Source organism: Vibrio sp. V31_P5A7T61, from assembly GCF_009904895.1.
GTDB classification, from domain to species: domain Bacteria; phylum Pseudomonadota; class Gammaproteobacteria; order Enterobacterales; family Vibrionaceae; genus Vibrio; species Vibrio metschnikovii.
The window spans coordinates 1-16,732 of record NZ_WXWI01000016.1 but is presented as its reverse complement, the minus strand read 5'-3'; the positions used below and the strand labels follow the sequence as shown (position 1 = coordinate 16,732).

Annotated in this window: 12 protein-coding genes; 2 read left to right on the top strand and 10 right to left on the bottom strand. The window is 46.1% G+C overall.

Annotated features, from left to right (window positions below):
• Positions 1 to 91: 91 nt before the first annotated feature.
• The 5 genes from recG to gmk form a co-directional block, all read right to left on the bottom strand.
• Positions 92 to 2,173 carry an ATP-dependent DNA helicase RecG gene (recG, locus tag CAG58_RS02190; RefSeq protein ID WP_161425416.1) on the bottom strand — a complete coding sequence of 694 codons (2,082 nt, stop codon included), beginning with the start codon at positions 2,171 to 2,173 and terminating at the stop codon, positions 92 to 94.
• Positions 2,174 to 2,242: 69 nt separating this feature from the next.
• The gene (gene trmH, locus CAG58_RS02185) at positions 2,243 to 2,929 is read right to left on the bottom strand and encodes a tRNA (guanosine(18)-2'-O)-methyltransferase TrmH (RefSeq protein ID WP_004394404.1); all 687 of its coding nucleotides are present in this window, start codon (positions 2,927 to 2,929) and stop codon (positions 2,243 to 2,245) included.
• 99 nt (positions 2,930 to 3,028) lie between these two features.
• Positions 3,029 to 5,149, bottom strand: coding sequence for a bifunctional GTP diphosphokinase/guanosine-3',5'-bis pyrophosphate 3'-pyrophosphohydrolase (spoT, locus tag CAG58_RS02180; RefSeq protein ID WP_115152787.1), 2,121 nt, complete (start codon positions 5,147 to 5,149; stop codon positions 3,029 to 3,031).
• Positions 5,150 to 5,187: 38 nt separating this feature from the next.
• On the bottom strand, positions 5,188 to 5,460 hold the full coding sequence (gene rpoZ, locus CAG58_RS02175) for a DNA-directed RNA polymerase subunit omega (RefSeq protein WP_004394406.1): 273 nt from the start codon (positions 5,458 to 5,460) through the stop codon (positions 5,188 to 5,190).
• A 156-nt stretch (positions 5,461 to 5,616) separates the two neighbouring features.
• Complete coding sequence (gene gmk, locus CAG58_RS02170; RefSeq protein WP_040903908.1) at positions 5,617 to 6,240, bottom strand: guanylate kinase; 624 nt, start codon at positions 6,238 to 6,240, stop codon at positions 5,617 to 5,619.
• 395 nt (positions 6,241 to 6,635) lie between these two features.
• On the opposite strand from gmk, the gene CAG58_RS02165 reads away from it, so the two are divergent.
• A complete protein-coding gene (locus CAG58_RS02165; protein ID WP_161429815.1) occupies positions 6,636 to 7,307 on the top strand; it encodes a 7-cyano-7-deazaguanine/7-aminomethyl-7-deazaguanine transporter in 672 nt (223 codons plus the stop codon).
• Between the two features lie 127 nt (positions 7,308 to 7,434).
• Here CAG58_RS02165 and CAG58_RS02160 read toward each other — a convergent pair whose 3' ends face one another.
• From CAG58_RS02160 to CAG58_RS02150, 3 genes are all read right to left on the bottom strand, one after another.
• Positions 7,435 to 7,956, bottom strand: coding sequence for a hypothetical protein (locus CAG58_RS02160; RefSeq protein ID WP_161426076.1), 522 nt, complete (start codon positions 7,954 to 7,956; stop codon positions 7,435 to 7,437).
• A gap of 111 nt (positions 7,957 to 8,067) precedes the next feature.
• Positions 8,068 to 9,849, bottom strand: coding sequence for a sodium:solute symporter family protein (locus CAG58_RS02155; RefSeq protein WP_004394410.1), 1,782 nt, complete (start codon positions 9,847 to 9,849; stop codon positions 8,068 to 8,070).
• A gap of 5 nt (positions 9,850 to 9,854) precedes the next feature.
• The gene (locus CAG58_RS02150) at positions 9,855 to 10,115 is read right to left on the bottom strand and encodes a DUF4212 domain-containing protein (RefSeq protein WP_161426077.1); all 261 of its coding nucleotides are present in this window, start codon (positions 10,113 to 10,115) and stop codon (positions 9,855 to 9,857) included.
• Between the two features lie 348 nt (positions 10,116 to 10,463).
• On the opposite strand from CAG58_RS02150, the gene CAG58_RS02145 reads away from it, so the two are divergent.
• Complete coding sequence (locus CAG58_RS02145) at positions 10,464 to 12,203, top strand: potassium/proton antiporter (protein ID WP_161426078.1); 1,740 nt, start codon at positions 10,464 to 10,466, stop codon at positions 12,201 to 12,203.
• A 62-nt stretch (positions 12,204 to 12,265) separates the two neighbouring features.
• Here CAG58_RS02145 and CAG58_RS02140 read toward each other — a convergent pair whose 3' ends face one another.
• On the bottom strand, positions 12,266 to 12,895 hold the full coding sequence (locus CAG58_RS02140) for a response regulator transcription factor (RefSeq protein WP_161426079.1): 630 nt from the start codon (positions 12,893 to 12,895) through the stop codon (positions 12,266 to 12,268).
• A 186-nt stretch (positions 12,896 to 13,081) separates the two neighbouring features.
• Positions 13,082 to 16,642, bottom strand: coding sequence for a pullulanase-type alpha-1,6-glucosidase (gene pulA / locus CAG58_RS02135; protein ID WP_161426081.1), 3,561 nt, complete (start codon positions 16,640 to 16,642; stop codon positions 13,082 to 13,084).
• Positions 16,643 to 16,732 lie beyond the last annotated feature (90 nt).

The window sequence follows — 16,732 nt, the reverse complement described above, 5'->3', positions numbered from 1 at the left end:
AAAAGCAAACGTTTGCTTTTTAATGTATCAATAAGAGGTAACAGACATCATTGTACGTTCAAGTAACACGAAAACGCGAATGTGGTGAATATTATGCTTTGGCGTAGACTTCGCGCTCACCGAGCCAGCGTTCAATAATCGCATCAGCATGAGTGGGGTAGTGATCATGAATGTGCCGCGCTATTCTTTGTACTTCTGGAATTAAGCGTTGATCACGAACCAGATCGGCAATTTTGAAATCAGCTAATCCGGTTTGTTTCGTGCCCAATAATTCACCCGGACCACGAATTTCAAGATCGCGCTGAGCAATCACAAAACCATCGTTGCTTTCCCTTAATACAGCCAAACGTTTTTGCGCGGTTTTCGATAAGGGTGAACGGTATAGCAGCACACAGTGACTGGCGACAGAGCCTCGACCGACTCGGCCACGCAATTGATGCAATTGTGCTAAACCTAATCGCTCTGGATTTTCAATGATCATCAAGCTAGCGTTCGGTACATCGACGCCGACTTCAATGACGGTGGTTGCTACGAGAAGATGCAATTGATTGTCTTTAAAGGCTTGCATCACCTGCTGTTTTTCCGCGGGTTTCATGCGCCCATGGACCAAGCCAATCTTAAGTTCAGTCAACTGGCGCTGCAGTTCTTCAGCGGTATCGGCCGCAGCTTGCGCCTCCAGCACTTCAGATTCATCAATTAAAGTACAGACCCAATAAGCTTGTTTATGCTCATGCAGGCAAGCATGACGAACCCGTTCGATGATATCACTGCGCTTGGTATCCGGGATCGCCACGGTTTGGATGGGCGTTCGTCCGGGAGGCAGTTCATCAATAATTGAAGTTTCTAAATCCGCATAGGCGGTCATGGCAAGAGTACGTGGGATCGGGGTCGCAGTCATAATTAACTGGTGTGGATAAGCACCTTGTTTTGCGCCTTTTTCACGTAGCTCTAAACGTTGATGTACGCCAAAGCGATGCTGTTCATCAATAATGACTAACGCAAGATGATCAAACTCAACCTGCTCTTGAAAAAGCGCATGGGTGCCAACGACCATTTTCGCGGTGCCACTGGCAATCTGCGTTAATTCAGTTTGCCGAGCTTTGCCTTTTAGTTTACCGGCAAGCCAAGCGACTTGAATTCCTAACGGATCAAACCAGTTGGCGAAGTTTGCCGCATGTTGTTCGGCCAGTAATTCGGTTGGGGCCATCAGCGCCACTTGATAACCGTGTTCAATGGCTCTGAGTGCGGCTAAAGCGGCGACTAACGTTTTACCGGAACCGACATCTCCTTGCACTAGGCGCATCATTGGATGGGCTTTGCTAAGATCGGTTTCAATCTCTTCTACGACTCGTGTTTGTGCTTGAGTTGGTTGAAACGGCAGCAGGGCAAGAAATTGTTTTTTGAGTTGGCCTTGAGTGATGAGAGGCAGCGCCGCGTCTTGTTGACCTTTGCTACGCACCGCGAGCATGGAGAGGTTTTGCGCTAATAACTCCTCGATGATCAGGCGAACTTGAGCGGGATGACGTCCTTCATCAAATTGGCTCAGGTCGATATCAGTAGGCGGGCGATGCAAAATATGCAGCGCTTGAGCGAGGCTGATCTGTTTATCGTACAATCCATCAGGCATCAGTTCTTGTACCGCGGCTTTATCGAGTAGCGCAAGAGCTTGTTCGGTTAAGCTGCGCAGTGTGCTTTGCCTTAGGCCTTCCGTGGTTGGATAAACAGGGGTCAGGGTTGCCTCTTCTGGTTGTGTGTCTTGTGGCTGAGTATAAAGCTGATAATCGGGATGGATGATCTCCAGTCCGTGATTTCCGGGTTTGATCTCGCCAAACGCATAAATCACCTTACCAATCGCAAAGCTATTTTTCATCGCTGCAGTAAAATTGAAAAAACGTAGCGTGAGAGATCCATTACCATCACTGATCTTTACGGTGAGCATTTTCCGCCGCCCAAAATGGGTATCAGTGGCGGTTATTTTACCTTGAACTGCTGCCCATAATCCTGGATGTAGCTTGACCATCGGATAGATGCGTGAGCGGTCTTCATAACGCAGTGGAAGATGAAACAGCAGATCCTGTACATTGCTTAAGCCAACTTTAACAAGCTTTTCCGCGACTTTAGCGCCGACACCCGAGAGCGATGTTAATGGTATTGCGGACAGAAGCTGCGACATAATATCAACCAGTTAATCAGAAATGGTACGTGTTATTCAATCATTGAGCTGTGTATTTGTACAGTTAAATTATGCGCGCTGCATCGCGTCCCACCATTTTTTATCAGCGATGATCTGCCCTTGATCGTCCAATAATGGGTATGCCAGTCCTTTACGTTTGGCGACTTTAGCCAAAACCGGATGACCGCGTTCAAACAAAATACGCTGAATTGTTGCTTGGGATAGGGCGCTTTGTTCGCGGTCATACATCCCAGCTTGCTGACGCTGGCGCTGCGCTTCATATAAGATCAGCGCACTAGCCACCGAAACATTCAAGGATTGAACCATGCCCACCATGGGAATAACAATATCATGATCGGCTAATTGCAAGGCCTGTGGCGAGATGCCTGACTTTTCACTGCCGAAAATGATGGCGGTGGGTTGGGTGTAATCAATCGCTCGAAAATCGATAGCGTGCTCGGATAAATTGGTCACCAATATTTGCATGCCGGTCTCTTTTAAGTGACTGACGGCCTCTAGCGTGCTGTTGTGAGTCTGGACTTCAACCCAATTGCGCGCCCCTGCCGATGTGTGGCTTAAGGTACGCATTTGTTCGTTTGGCCATACAGCATGAATTTGGTGTAACCCAACCGCATCGGCGGTGCGGATCACTGCAGAGACATTATTCGGTTTGTGGACTTCTTCCAAACAGACGGTTAAATCGGTTTGACGGGCTTTAAGCACATCTTGAATGCGTTGATAACGTTCTAAATTCATAAATCTATTTATGTGCTCGCGTTGTGCTGCACACCTTTTCTTAGTCAGTCTATTGCTAATAAAAAAGCCCTGATTCAGGGCTTTCTGTGCGTTAAAGGGTTAGTACTTTCTACGCCGCACTTTTAAGGCGTTTGGCATCACGCGGATTTTTCGCATGATCCCCGCTAAGTGGACTCGGTCTTTGGTGCTTAACAGTACCGTCACGGTATACAAACGGCCATCGCGCTCTTCGGTAGAGAGGCCGTGAATGTTTGAACCGGTATTGGAAATAACATTGGTTAAATCGGCCAGCGCACCTTGACGATTGTGCATATCCACCGTCAGTTCAGCGATAAAGTCTTGGTCGTAATCTTTGGTCCATTCCACCGCCATGTATTTATCGGGCTCTCGTTGGTAGCCGCGTACATTTGGACAGGTTTCACGGTGTACAACCAAGCCGCGTCCCGGAGAAACATGAGCAATAATCGAATCATCAGGGATTGGATGGCAGCAATTAGCGAAGGTTAATAAAATGCCTTCTGCGCCGCGGATAGGCAATTTTTTCTTCGCCGAACCGTCAGGGTTTTCTGTTTCGTTGAGCTCATCGGCATTGCCCAGTAAGCGACGTGCGATGACGATACTCATTAGTTCACCCAAACCAATCGCGGCGAGTAAATCTTGCTCGTTAGCGATTTTAAGTTCACTTAATACATGGGCAAAATTTTCTGGGCTGATGTCGGCCAGTGAGCGTTCACCGAGGGCGTGGTTGAGCAGTCGGCGACCTAAGGTGATGGACTCTTCGCGGCGCATGGTTTTCAGCACTTGGCGAATTTTAGTTCGCGCCCGAGAGGTCACCACATAGTTGAGCCAAGCGGCGTTTGGTCTTGCGCCGGGCGCACTGATAATCTCAACGGTTTGACCATTTTTAAGTGGTTTGCTCAGCGGGTAAGGGTTGCGATCGACTCGTGAACCCACGCAAGTATTACCCACATCAGTATGGACCGCGTAAGCAAAATCGACCGCGGTAGCGCCCATCGGCAGTTCCACGATGCGCCCTTTTGGAGTAAAGACGTAGATTTCATCGGGGAAGAGATCCGATTTTACGTTTTCAATAAATTCAAACGAGTTACCCGCGCTTTGTTGTAGCTCAAGTAAACTTTGCATCCAACGTTGGGCTTTGACTTGCGCCGTGGTGCCTCCTCGTTCGCCATTAGCTTTATAAGACCAATGAGCGGCAACCCCTTTGTCGGCCATTTGATCCATATCTTCGGTGCGAATTTGCACTTCGACAGGGACGCCATGTGGGCCGACCATGGAGGTATGTAACGATTGATAGCCGTTGGCTTTAGGGACCGCGATGTAATCTTTCACTCGCCCTGGACGTGGTTTATACAGGCTATGGACTTGGCCCAATACGCGATAACAGGTATCGGCCGAATCGACAATCACTCGAAAGGCGTAGATATCCATAATGGTGTGAAAGCGCTGTTCTTTAGTCTTCATCTTGTTATAGATGGAATAAAGATTTTTCTCTCGGCCAACTACTCGTGCTGAGAGATTGACTTCTCGTAAGCGATCTTCAATTTCACTATGGATGCGTTGAATCATCTCTTTGCGATTACCACGAGCCGCTTTGACCACTTCTTTGAGGACCCGAAAGCGATTCGGATATAAGGCTTCAAAACCGAGCTCTTCGAGCTCGGTTTTAATATTATGGATACCTAAGCGGTGAGCGAGAGGGGCATAGATCTCTAATGTTTCACGGGCAATTCGCCGTTTTTTATCGGGACGCAACGCACCGAGCGTACGCATGTTGTGCGTACGGTCAGAGAGTTTGATCAAGATGACTCGAATGTCTTGCACCATCGCTAGCACCATTTTGCGAAAATTTTCCGCTTGGGCTTCTTTACGATCGCGAAACTTGAGTTTATCCAGTTTAGACACACCATCGACCAGTTCGGCGACAGCGCTCCCAAATTGGGCTTCTAGTTGTGCTTTAGTGGCAGAGGTATCTTCGATAACATCGTGCAGCAAGGCCGCTTGCAGTGTTTCTAAATCCAAACGCATTTCTGCTAGGATTCGAGCCACTGCAACAGGGTGGATAATATACGGTTCCCCGCTTGAGCGGGTTTGCCCTTCATGAGCATCTCTTGCCACTAGGTAAGATTGGCGCAGAGCCTCTATTTGAGGCTCTGTGAGATATTCTTGGACAACACTTTTGAGGCTATCGAATAGATACAAATTTCAGGCCCGTCAGTTGAATCCTTGCTGATACAGAATTAGCGGTTATGAACGATGCTGCTTACCGCGGCTAATTCTGCTGCTTCTTGCTCTTGTTGCTCTTGACGCTCACGATTATCAAGTACATCTTTCGTGATCAGACCTTCTTCGATTTCGCGTAGAGCGATAACCGTGGTCTTATCGTTCTCTTCCGGCACTAGAGCGTCTTTACCGCCCGTTTGAATTTGACGAGCGCGGCGAGCCGCAATCAGAACTAAGTCGAAACGGTTGCCAACTTTTTCAACAGCGTCTTGAACAGTTACGCGTGCCATGAGAACTCCAAATAGTTAACTAAAATAGGGTTGATTGTAAAGTATACAGCCTAACGCTAACAGATACTAGCGACAGGCGATGCCCAAATTACATCGTCATCCAACGCAAGTCAGCCGTGTTAGTGATGGCGACTTTCGTTGGTGGACAAGGCGGGGTTATTCCGCCAATAAAGCCGCGATCATCGATTGATATTTAGCGGCTTGTTTATCTTGCTTTAATCTTTCTGCGCGTAAGATGGCTTTAAAGTCCATCAAAGCGACATCGAAGTCGTCATTGACGATCACATAGTCGTATTCACAATAGTGAGAGATCTCAGAGCGAGCTTCGCTCATACGTTTAGCAATCACGGCTACGCTGTCTTGTCCACGTGTATTCAACCGGCGCTCCAGCTCTTCTTTGGATGGCGGTAGAATAAATACGCTTTTTGCATGAGGCATTTGCTGGCGAATTTGTTGCGCGCCTTGCCAATCAATATCTAGGAAAACATCAATGCCTTTCTCTAGCGTATCTTCGATCCAGACTCGCGAGGTTCCGTAGTAATTCCCGAACACTTCGGCGTATTCGAGGAATTCACCTTGCTCAATCAGTGCTTCAAATTGTTCTTTTTGCACAAAGTGATAATGCACGCCATCTTGCTCTCCAGGCCGCATTCCACGAGTGGTATGTGAGACGGAAACCTTCATCGCATAGGTTGGGTTTCGTTCCAATAGTCCTGCAATTAGGCTAGATTTTCCTGCGCCACTAGGTGCAGAGACAATATACAGAGTACCTTTGCCCATTTATTCGGTTCCACGTTTGAGTTGGAAGATGAGAGAAACGCTATTTTATCATTGTAAATTAACGCTAGTTTTATCTTAAGACTAGCACTGACCCAGTGTAATGCCGTTTAGAAAGTGGCAATTTCGGTCAGAAAAATGGACGCGAAGAGTAGCATGATCCAGCGGATCGGCTCAAGTAAAAGCTGTGGCTATCTCGATAGGCTAATCTGTGTACAGAAAAATTTCTTATTGAAGATAACGATTGCTTAATAAGTAACCCTTGCGAGCTTATCCTGTTTGCGTATAATCGCCGCCCTTAATTCAGCAATTGTTGTTCGATTAAGTAACATTATTAACTGAAGCTGCGGCTTCCCTTTGGGTTCCCTCGCCCCCAAACCAAACTAAAAAGGTCCAATATGAGTCCGTTTACTCCTGCTCAGTTGCGCAAAGCGCTGGTGTATTTAGTGTTATTTCATTTGGTGATTATTGCGTCAAGTAATTACCTTGTTCAACTACCGTTCACACTGTTTGGTTTTCACACCACGTGGGGCGCGTTTACGTTTCCTTTTATCTTCCTTGCCACCGATTTAACGGTACGTATTTTTGGTGCTGGTTTAGCGCGTAGAATCATCTTTTGGGTGATGCTTCCTGCGCTTGCGGTTTCCTATTTGTTATCGGTAATTTTCTTTGAAGGCCAGTTCCAAGGTTTCACCCCACTCAGTGAATTTAACTTGTTTGTTGCGCGTATTGCGGTAGCGAGTTTTATGGCTTATTTTCTGGGGCAGATCTTAGATGTGCATGTCTTTAATCGCCTAAGACAGATGAAACAATGGTGGGTAGCGCCAACCGCGTCAACCCTATTCGGTAATGCACTGGATACAGTAGCCTTTTTTGCAATTGCTTTTTACCAAAGCCCAGAACCGTTCATGGCTGAGCATTGGACTGAGATTGCTTTGGTCGATTATGGTTTGAAGCTCTTGATCAGCTTAGGTCTATTTGTTCCGATGTATGGGGTGCTACTGAATTATTTAATTAATAAATTGACCTTGGTTAAACCCGAAACGTCAGGTAAGCCGATCAAGATATGAATGATCAGCCCAGCATAATGCTGGGCTGAATTGCACTTAAAGCGACGGACCGTTTAATGTTAGCCAGTCATGCCTTACTCGAGACAGCAAAACGCTGATAATCACTAAGCTTATTTTTAACGTTGGGTTAGTTTCGCTGACACAATAAAAGTAATAATCGATCATCGGCTGCTAGCTTGTACCAACCGGCTGTTAAGTTTTCTTCTGTCGCAGGGATCTGTAAATCTTCGCTAAAATCTGCGCGGGCACCGGCCTCACAATCCACCACTTGAGGTACGCGTCTGGCATGCATTCGTCGTTCAAAAAAATATAAGTCAACCAGAACTAATGCAGAGTAGCGTTGATTAACGCTGGCATTATTAATATCAGCGGCAACAAAGCGCAGTGTTTGTGGGTAAAGATAACTCCAAGGTCGCCAGCCTGAACTTTCTTGCGCTGTGCGTATCACTTCAACGCCAGCAGGTAATAGACTGCGTTGATGGCTAAACCAGGTGTATTCTGAGTAAATCTGAAAACCCAACATGCCAGCTCCGGCAAATACCGGAATAATCCAATTAGGTAGTTTTTTCAGGGTGATCGCTCTCAATAACAAGGCGATGCCTGCGGCGCTTAAACCTGCGGAAAAGGTGGCAATTAATTCCCAAAACATACGGTCATCCTACTCAAACATAGTGTCTTGCTAAAAATTCGGGCTTTCAGTTGAAAGCCCGAGTGTACAGTGGTGAGTTGATGTTAATCTTGTCACCTTGGTTGCGATTGATTAATGGTCAATCGCAACACCAGCGCCTTTTGGATAACGAACACTTTCTACCAAGTCCTGGATTTCTTTTGGTGGTGGCGCGGTAACCGCGGATACCGCAAAGGCAACAGCAAAGTTAATCATGGCACCCACAGCACCGAATGATAGCGGTGAAATACCATAACCGAATGAGCCAAATAGCCAGTTATCCGGTGTATTGGGCAGCATATTCGTGCCCGGGATAAAGAACCAACCTAAATAAGTAAAGATATAGAGTAGAGTCACAATTAAACCTGTTAGCATACCGGCAATGGCACCAGCGCTGTTAATACGCTTAGAGAATATCCCCATCATCAATGCTGGGAATAAGGTTGCTGCTGCGATACCAAAGGCAAGGGCTACCACCTGCGCAGCAAACCCGGGCGGATTGAGCCCTAGATAGGTAGCCAGCAAGATAGCACCGGCCATGGAGATCCGAGCGGCTAACATTTCTCCTTTTTCACTGATGCGTGGATTAATAATATTTTTGATTAAGTCATGACTAATGGCTGATGAGATGGCTAGTAACAAGCCTGCGGCGGTTGATAATGCAGCGGCAATACCACCGGCGGCGATTAAGCCGATAACCCAACTTGGTAAATTGGCAATCTCAGGGTTGGCTAATACTAAGATATCATTATTTACCGTTAACTCATTGCCAGCCCAGCCGCGCTCTGCCGCTTTTTCAGCAAAAGCAGGAGTGTCGTTGTACATTTGGATTCGGCCATCATTGTTTTTATCATCCCAGCGGATTAAGCCAGTTTGCTCCCAAGTTTGAATCCAGTCAGGACGTTCTGCGTAATTAAGCGCAGGCGCACTAGGACCATCAGGATAAAGGGTGGTTAATAGGTTTAAACGTGCCATAGAGGCAACCGCTGGAGCAGTTAAATACAGTAAGGCGATAAACACTAAGGTCCAGCCAGCCGACCAACGTGCATCCGCCACTTTCGGTACCGTGAAGAAACGGATAATAACGTGTGGTAAGCCTGCCGTACCTATCATTAATGATAAGGTAAACAGTACCATATTCAGTTTATTACTGACGTCAGCGGTGTAATCTTGGAAGCCAAGTTCACTGACAATTTCGTTTAATTTCACCAGCAGCGGTAGGCCTGATTCAGTGTGAGTACTAAACATACCGAACATAGGAATCGGATTATTGGTTAGCTGTAATGAAATAAAAACCGCAGGAATGGTATAGGCAATAATTAACACTACATATTGAGCAACTTGGGTGTAAGTAATGCCTTTCATACCGCCGAATACGGCGTAAATAAATACCACAGCAGCAGCGATCCAGATCCCCGTAGAAGAGCTGACTTCTAGGAAGCGGGAGAAAGCGACACCTGCGCCGGTCATTTGACCGATAACATAGGTCACGGACATGATAATTAAACAAACAACTGCCGTGATACGAGCGCCTTTGCTGTAAAAGCGATCACCGATAAAATCAGGCACGGTAAATTTACCGAATTTACGTAGGTAGGGTGCTAACAGCATGGCTAAAAGGACATACCCTCCCGTCCAGCCCATTAAGAAAGAAGAGTTGGCATAACCACCGGCAGCCAGCAAACCCGCCATCGAGATAAATGAAGCAGCAGACATCCAGTCGGCGGCGGTTGCCATACCGTTAGTAATCGGATTAACGCCACCACCGGCGACGTAAAACTCTTTCGTTGACCCAGCGCGGGCCCAAATGGCGATACCGATGTAGAGTGCAAAAGAGGCACCAACAAACAGTAAGTTGATTGCAAATTGACTCATGAAAATTACTCCTCTACACCAAATTTTTTATCTAACTTGTTCATTTTCCATGCATAGATAAAAATGATCGCGATAAAGGTAATAATTGAACCTTGTTGTGCAAACCAGAAGCCCAGATCCGTCCCGCCAATATGAATGTCAGCGAGCATCGGGCGCAGCAAGATTGCAAATCCATAAGATACTAAGGCCCAAACGATCAGGCTAATTGTTATGTAGCGCAGGTTAGCGCTCCAGTAAGCAGCGGCGTTGTTGTCATGATCAGCCATAGTTGTGTCCCTTCTTCCCTGTAATGTTAAATTATTGTTACTCTTGAAGGTTAGCAGGCTTTATGCTGGCGATCTGTGCAACTTTAGTCGTGATGGGGTCTGTTTTATTTGCTTGATTTATAATGGTTTATTTTTGTTTTTAGCGGTTTTTTTAGTGAGTAGAGCGAAGAGATTAGCCAAAGGTATAATAAGCGCTATTCGCTCAGTGAGGCGTCTTTGCTGGATCTATTTTGTCTAAATCGTCATTTGTTTACATAAACTTTTCGTTACTGTGTCATAAAGTAGTGCACAATATAGATCAAAGACAATGGGTTAGGGCGATATCATTAATCGATGATAGGAGGATACGTGGACGCAGTTACCATTAATAGTTTTTTTCTGATTGGAGCATTACTGATCGCATTAAGCGTTTTGCTCAGTCCCGTATCATCCAAATTAGGCATTCCAATTTTATTGGTGTTTCTCGCCGTCGGTATGCTGGCGGGGGAAGATGGTTTAGGGGGCATTGTTTTTGATAATTACCCCTTGGCTTATTTGATTGGTAATTTGGCGTTAGCAATCATTTTGCTGGATGGTGGGATGCGCACTCGGGTGGCGAGTTTCCGTGTCGCTTTATGGCCATCGATCTCCCTCGCTACTTTTGGGGTGGCGATTACCACCACGCTGACAGGTTTGATGGCCATGTGGCTCTTTGACCTGAGTTTATTACAAGGGATCTTAGTCGGTGCCATTGTTGGTTCTACGGATGCGGCGGCCGTTTTCTCGTTACTTAAAGGTCGCAGCCTAAATGAACGGGTAGGGGCGACACTGGAGATTGAATCGGGCACCAACGATCCAATGGCGATATTTCTTACTGTGACTCTGATTGCTGTATTGGGTAATCAAGGCCTAGATTTAAGCGCTGGATTTTTAGCGCTGAGTTTTGTTCAGCAATTTGGTGTTGGTGCGTTGATGGGCTTGATCGGAGGTTGGCTATTGTGGAAGTTGATTAACCACACTCAGCTACCTGAAGGGCTCTACTCAATCTTAACCGTCAGTGGTGGTTTAATCATTTTCGCTTTGTCCAATGCTTTAGGTGGTAGTGGTATTTTGTCGATTTACTTAGTCGGTTTACTGCTCGGTAACCGTCCAACTCGTGGTCGTCAATCTATTTTAAACGTGCTGGATGGCATGACGTGGTTGGCTCAAATTGGCATGTTCTTGGTGCTAGGGTTATTAGTCACTCCTTCTAATTTACTGGATATTGCTTTACCAGGATTAGCTTTAGCGTTTGGGATGATCGTCTTTGCGCGTCCGTTGTCGGTGTGGATAAGCTTACTGCCCTTTAAAAGCTTTACCGCTCGTGAAAAGTGGTTTGTCTCTTGGGTGGGGTTGCGTGGCGCGGTGCCGATTATTTTGGCCGTGTTTCCGATGATGGCCGGATTACCAGACGCGCAGTTGTATTTTAATCTCGCATTTTTCGTGGTTATGGTCTCCCTAATCGTGCAGGGAGGCTCACTAACTCAAGCGATGAGTTTGGCTAAAGTGGAACTGCCCCCAAAACCCGAGCCGATTTATCGTACTGGTGTCGAAGCTTTTCCTGCCAGTCAGTGGGAGCTGTTTGTCTATCGACTCAAAGAAGATAAATGGTGTATCGGTGAACCGCTACGCAACTTGTTTATGCCGGAAGGAACTCGAATTGTGGCAGTGTTTCGCGATCAACAATTGCTTTATCCGTCCGGTAGCACTCAGCTACAAGAGGCGGATATTCTCTGTGTCTTAGGTCAAGAGAACGATCTTCCAGCTTTAAGCCAATTGTTCAGTGAAGCGCCAGAAAAAGCCTCGTTGGCTCGCTTTTTTGGTGATTTTTTCTTGGACATTAATACCAAGTTGGTCGATGTCGCATTGTTGTACGGTTTAGATTTAGGTGATCAATCGGCAAATATGACGCTGAAAGAGTTGGTTGCTGAGCAGTTAGGTAACAGCCCTGTATTAGGGGACTATTTTGAATGGTACGGCTTGCAGTGGGTGGTAGCGGATGTGATCGATTGGCAAGTGACCAAAGTCGGTTTACGCTTACCTGCCGAAGAGGAAGAGTCGGCAGAATAAGTCCTATAGTTAACTCAATGGACTGGCAGTGAGCGCGGGTGATGACGCACACTGCCAGTCAACTACCATTCGATTTGTTTGAGCAAAATCACCGCTTGAGTTCGGTTGGTGACGTTGAGTTTGCGAAAAATTGCCGTCATATGTGCTTTAATGGTCGCTTCTGAGACATTTAATTCATAGGCGATTTGTTTATTCAGTAAGCCGTCAGAGAGCATCCCCAACACTTTATATTGTTGGGGCGTGAGCGTGGCGATTTTCTCGGCTAAGTCATTACCTTGATTGGGGATGTCGACCAATCCTGCGGGGAAATAAGGTTCGCCATTGAGTACCTGATTAAGGGCGCTGATCAAGCTGCGCATATCGCTGGATTTAGGAATAAAACCAAACGCACCATGATGTTTGACTTGAGAGACTATCGCTGATTCTTCACTGGCAGAAATAACCACGATGGGCAACTCAGGGTAAAGCGCGCGCAATTGAATCAAGCCCGACATGCCATTGGCTCCGGGCATTTTCAGGTCGAGCAGCAGTAGGTCAACATCCGCTTGCTGGCTTAATAAGCTCAATAAAGCGTCTAATGAATCTGCTTCAAGCAAATGAGCCCCGCTGATCGCCATATGCACGGATTGAAACAGCGCATTACGAAACAATGGGTGATCATCAGCGATAATAATGGTGTAGGTCGAATCCATGACGTTAATTACTTTTGAACATTTAGTTACAGAAATTATTGTCTTGTTTGTTGATAGTCACAATGGCGATGAACTAAAAGTCTGAACTGTATCGCCTTTTTATTGTGCTCAATGAAAAAAGCGTCAAATGGGTAAGCACTTGACGCTGAATAATAGGCTTCGTTTACGAGCTACTTTTTTAGCCTATTAGCTGGCCGGTTTCTCAAACACCGCCACAGACCAAGCCGGAACCGATAACTTACCGTTATTGACATTGGCTCCCGCACCAATCGATTTCGCGCCAGCATCTTGCTGAATGCTGTGCTGCTGATAGCCAGTAGCGTCAAAGTTGGCAAAGTTTGCTAAAGGTTCTGGTGAGGCGTTAATTACCACTACCAAACCTTGGCGCTTGTCATCAATCGCATCATCAAAACGCTCACCACTATTATCCATGCTCATGACAATCACACCTGCAATCTGCTCACTACCCGTGTTGTGGAATTGAACTCTATCGATAATGGTTTCCCCTTTACCCAGAGTGAACAGGCCGGATGAAGCACGTAATTGAACCAGCTCATGGAAATAACCTTGCATGGTTTCCATATCAGCTTTATCTGGCTGAGCGTTAGTGCCTGCTCCGGTTATCACGTCTTCAATTATCTTCCAGTTTTCGCCATCTTTATCTTCACGAGGTAAACCGATATTCCAGTTGTGACTTTCCATAGTAAAATCGACGCGGTTATACCAATCACCAGAGTCGTAAGAGTCACGCTGCATCGATTTAGAGCGTAAGATCTCGCTGCCCATATGAATAAACGGCACCCCTTGACCTAATATCGCCGTGGATAAGCTCACCGCTTGCATGCGCACGCGCTCATCGCTTGTAACACCATAGGCGATTTTGAACTGGTTATTATCCCATAAAGTTTGATTATCATGTTTGGAAACGTAGTTCTGGATTTCCCAAGCATCTTGCGCATAGCCTGTGGGCTGGCCGTTGTAATCGAGTTCAGATCCCTTAATTAACTGGTCTTTGCTATCGGTAAATTTAAAATCTTTTAAGTTACCGGCCATACCGACCCGTACAGTATCCGCCAAATGTAGTGCGGTGGCACGGTTATCGCTTGCCGCTAGATCATTGGGCAGAACATAGATGCCATTACCAAAGCCTTGGTTACTACGTAGGAAATCTTGACTATCAAAGGGACCGCCGCCACGCACGGCATCCCGTAGCCGATCCGAGAATGAACCGATCCCCGTACCGGCTAAGTTAAGCTGTGTCGCTTGTTTGAATTGGCGATCATTGGCCACTTCACCAAAGTTCCAACCTTCACCATAGAAGTAAACCTCAGGGTTGACCTCTCGTGCCACTTCTAACGTATGGACAATTTGCGTAAGTGGATGATGGCCCATTAAATCCCAACGGAAAGCATCAATTTTGTATGCTTTGGTCCAGGTATAAATCGAATCATCAATTAATTTCGCAAACATCCGATTTTCTGGCGCGGTATTCGAGCAGCAGGTCGAGGTTTCTACTTGACCAGAAAACTCGTTCAAACGTTGGTAATACCAAGGGACAATTTTATCGAGTACCGATTTATCTGAGACGCCAGCTTCATTGGTGTGGTTATAGGCAACATCCATAACCATGTTCATACCAATGTCTCGTTTCACCGCCATCACCATCTGACGGAACTCTTTAATGCGCGTTGTGCCATCAGGGTTGGTTGAGTAAGAGCCTTCGGGAACGGTAAAGTGGAAAGGATCATACCCCCAGTTAAAGCTATCGACATCGCGCACAAAGCCATTGAGGCGTTGCACCACAGGGTTTTGTTTATTGTCATTGGCTTTTAGCTGATGGAATACTGCCGAAATGGTTATCTCAGTCGCACAGTAAGTACCAAAATCGGGATCGTTTTTCACCGCGGGCTGTAATTGACACAGTTTGCTAAATGGCTGATCAATATCGGCCACTTTAGTTGGGTCTTCATTAATGGTAGCAATATCAAACACAGGTAATAGGTGCAGGTGAGTAACGCCTGAGTCTACTAACGCCTTTAAATGCTTAACCGGTACGGTGTCTGGCTGAGCAAAAGCCGTATATTTACCACGGTGGGCTTTCGGTGTGCTGTCATCTAAAGCCGAGAAATCGCGCACATGGGCTTCATAAAGTACAAACTGAGCAGGGTTAGCTTGCGGATGAGGCGCTTTTAAGTCATCCCAACCGGCAGGTTTAAGGTCAGGATGATAGAGATCCACCACTTGGCTATATTGTGAGTTCATCGCCAAGCTAAGTGAATACGGGTCCGTGACTTCATAGCTTTCCATTTTATCCGTGGCTGGATGATAAACCGTTACTTGATAGCGATAAAAATCGCCATGTTTTAGCTCAGTCTCTTCTACTGACCAACTGCCTGATTTAGCATCAAATTTCATTGCTATAGGAGCTTGGGCTTTTTTATCAGCACCATAAGGGATCAGCTTGACGGATTGAGCCGTTGGCGCCCAGAGACGGAAAGTGGTTGTATTACCATTTGTTAGCGCGCCGTATGGCAACTTGACAGCTTCATCGGCATAGAGAGCATCTAAGGCACTGGCGGGTTGCACTTCTGTGACTTGAATTACTCCTTGATTATCACTGGCGACTAACCAGAGCTGACCTTTGACTAATTGTTTCAATTGCTCTTCGCTATAGTCAAAACTAAAACCAACAAAGTCATCTTTGAGATGTGGTTTATCTGATGTCCAATCATCGGCGGCTCTAAGCTTAGAGGTGAACTTGCTATCAAAACCAGTTACCGATTTATTGGCGGAATCAAAACTAAGCTCACCTTGCGCTGAGTGATAGAGTGTTACTGAGGTTGCCTCTTTATTGCCGACTAACAAAGTCTTAGCGTCAGCAAATATAGCACTGGCACCGATGACATCCACTTGGCCTTGTGGCAAGCGTACTAATGGTTGATAAAAGACTTTATTGGTGCCTTTAAATAGCATCCCAATCGCTCCAATCACCCCTTGTTGAGCAAACTCAAACTTTAAGTTATCGGTTTGATAATCGCCATTGCCGTTAGTATTGGCGATAAGGTTTATACAATCACCATTGTTGTTTATGGGTAAGTCCCAATAAGCGCCATAGGTTGGACTGAATCCAGAAGGGCGGAGTCCCGGCCAGCTTGTGTCTCCGGCATCGTAACTGCTGCATTCGCCGGCGTTCCAAACATGTAGTGTAAAATCGCTTTCGTCACCATCTTGGCTATTAAGGTAAATACGTAATGTATCTTGTTTTAAGTGACTTCTAGCAATTAACTCAGGGTAAACGGCAGCTACTCCTTGTTGAGTATAGACGCTGGCATTTTCCCCTAGTTGGGTTAAGTCAATTTTCGTATCAAGTTCACCCAGTGGTTTATCGTTACCAAAGTGAGGGATCATATTGATGCATTGCGAAGCATCTTGCCTGTAGGGTAGGTGCCAGTAAGCTCCGAAGGTGGCATCAATCCCATTAGGAACGAGACTATTGTTCCACTCGGTATTGCTTCCTGCATAGGCTCGACAATGGTTATCGTTCCATACGTGGAGAGTGAGCCCCTGATAAAGATCGTTATCGCTAGTTTGACTGCGTAATGTGGGGTCAGCTTTATAAAAAACGGTGACCGTTTGTGCTTCTGCGGCGATATTGTCATCCGATGACGAGTTACAACCGACCAGTAAGCCGCCTGCCAAAATGGGCAGTATAGCTTTACTTAATGTCGAAAAGTTAGGTTTGTTCACGTTCTAAGTCCCTAGTTTTCTATCTAATCTATAAAAAATTAATTAAAAATTTCATAGAATTAGTGAGGTTATGAGTTCACTGGATATGCT

Bases quoted from the DNA above. Each gene is read 5' to 3' on its own strand.
- CAG58_RS02140 (WP_161426079.1), bottom strand. From the start codon at position 12,895: ATGGATTCGACCTACACCATTATTATCGCTGATGATCACCCATTGTTT.
- rpoZ (WP_004394406.1), bottom strand. From the start codon at position 5,460: ATGGCACGCGTAACTGTTCAAGACGCTGTTGAAAAAGTTGGCAACCGT.
- trmH (WP_004394404.1), bottom strand. From the start codon at position 2,929: ATGAATTTAGAACGTTATCAACGCATTCAAGATGTGCTTAAAGCCCGT.
- CAG58_RS02155 (WP_004394410.1), bottom strand. From the start codon at position 9,849: ATGAGTCAATTTGCAATCAACTTACTGTTTGTTGGTGCCTCTTTTGCA.
- recG (WP_161425416.1), bottom strand. From the start codon at position 2,173: ATGTCGCAGCTTCTGTCCGCAATACCATTAACATCGCTCTCGGGTGTC.
- gmk (WP_040903908.1), bottom strand. From the start codon at position 6,240: ATGGGCAAAGGTACTCTGTATATTGTCTCTGCACCTAGTGGCGCAGGA.
- CAG58_RS02150 (WP_161426077.1), bottom strand. From the start codon at position 10,115: ATGGCTGATCATGACAACAACGCCGCTGCTTACTGGAGCGCTAACCTG.
- CAG58_RS02165 (WP_161429815.1), top strand. From the start codon at position 6,636: ATGAGTCCGTTTACTCCTGCTCAGTTGCGCAAAGCGCTGGTGTATTTA.
- CAG58_RS02160 (WP_161426076.1), bottom strand. From the start codon at position 7,956: ATGTTTTGGGAATTAATTGCCACCTTTTCCGCAGGTTTAAGCGCCGCA.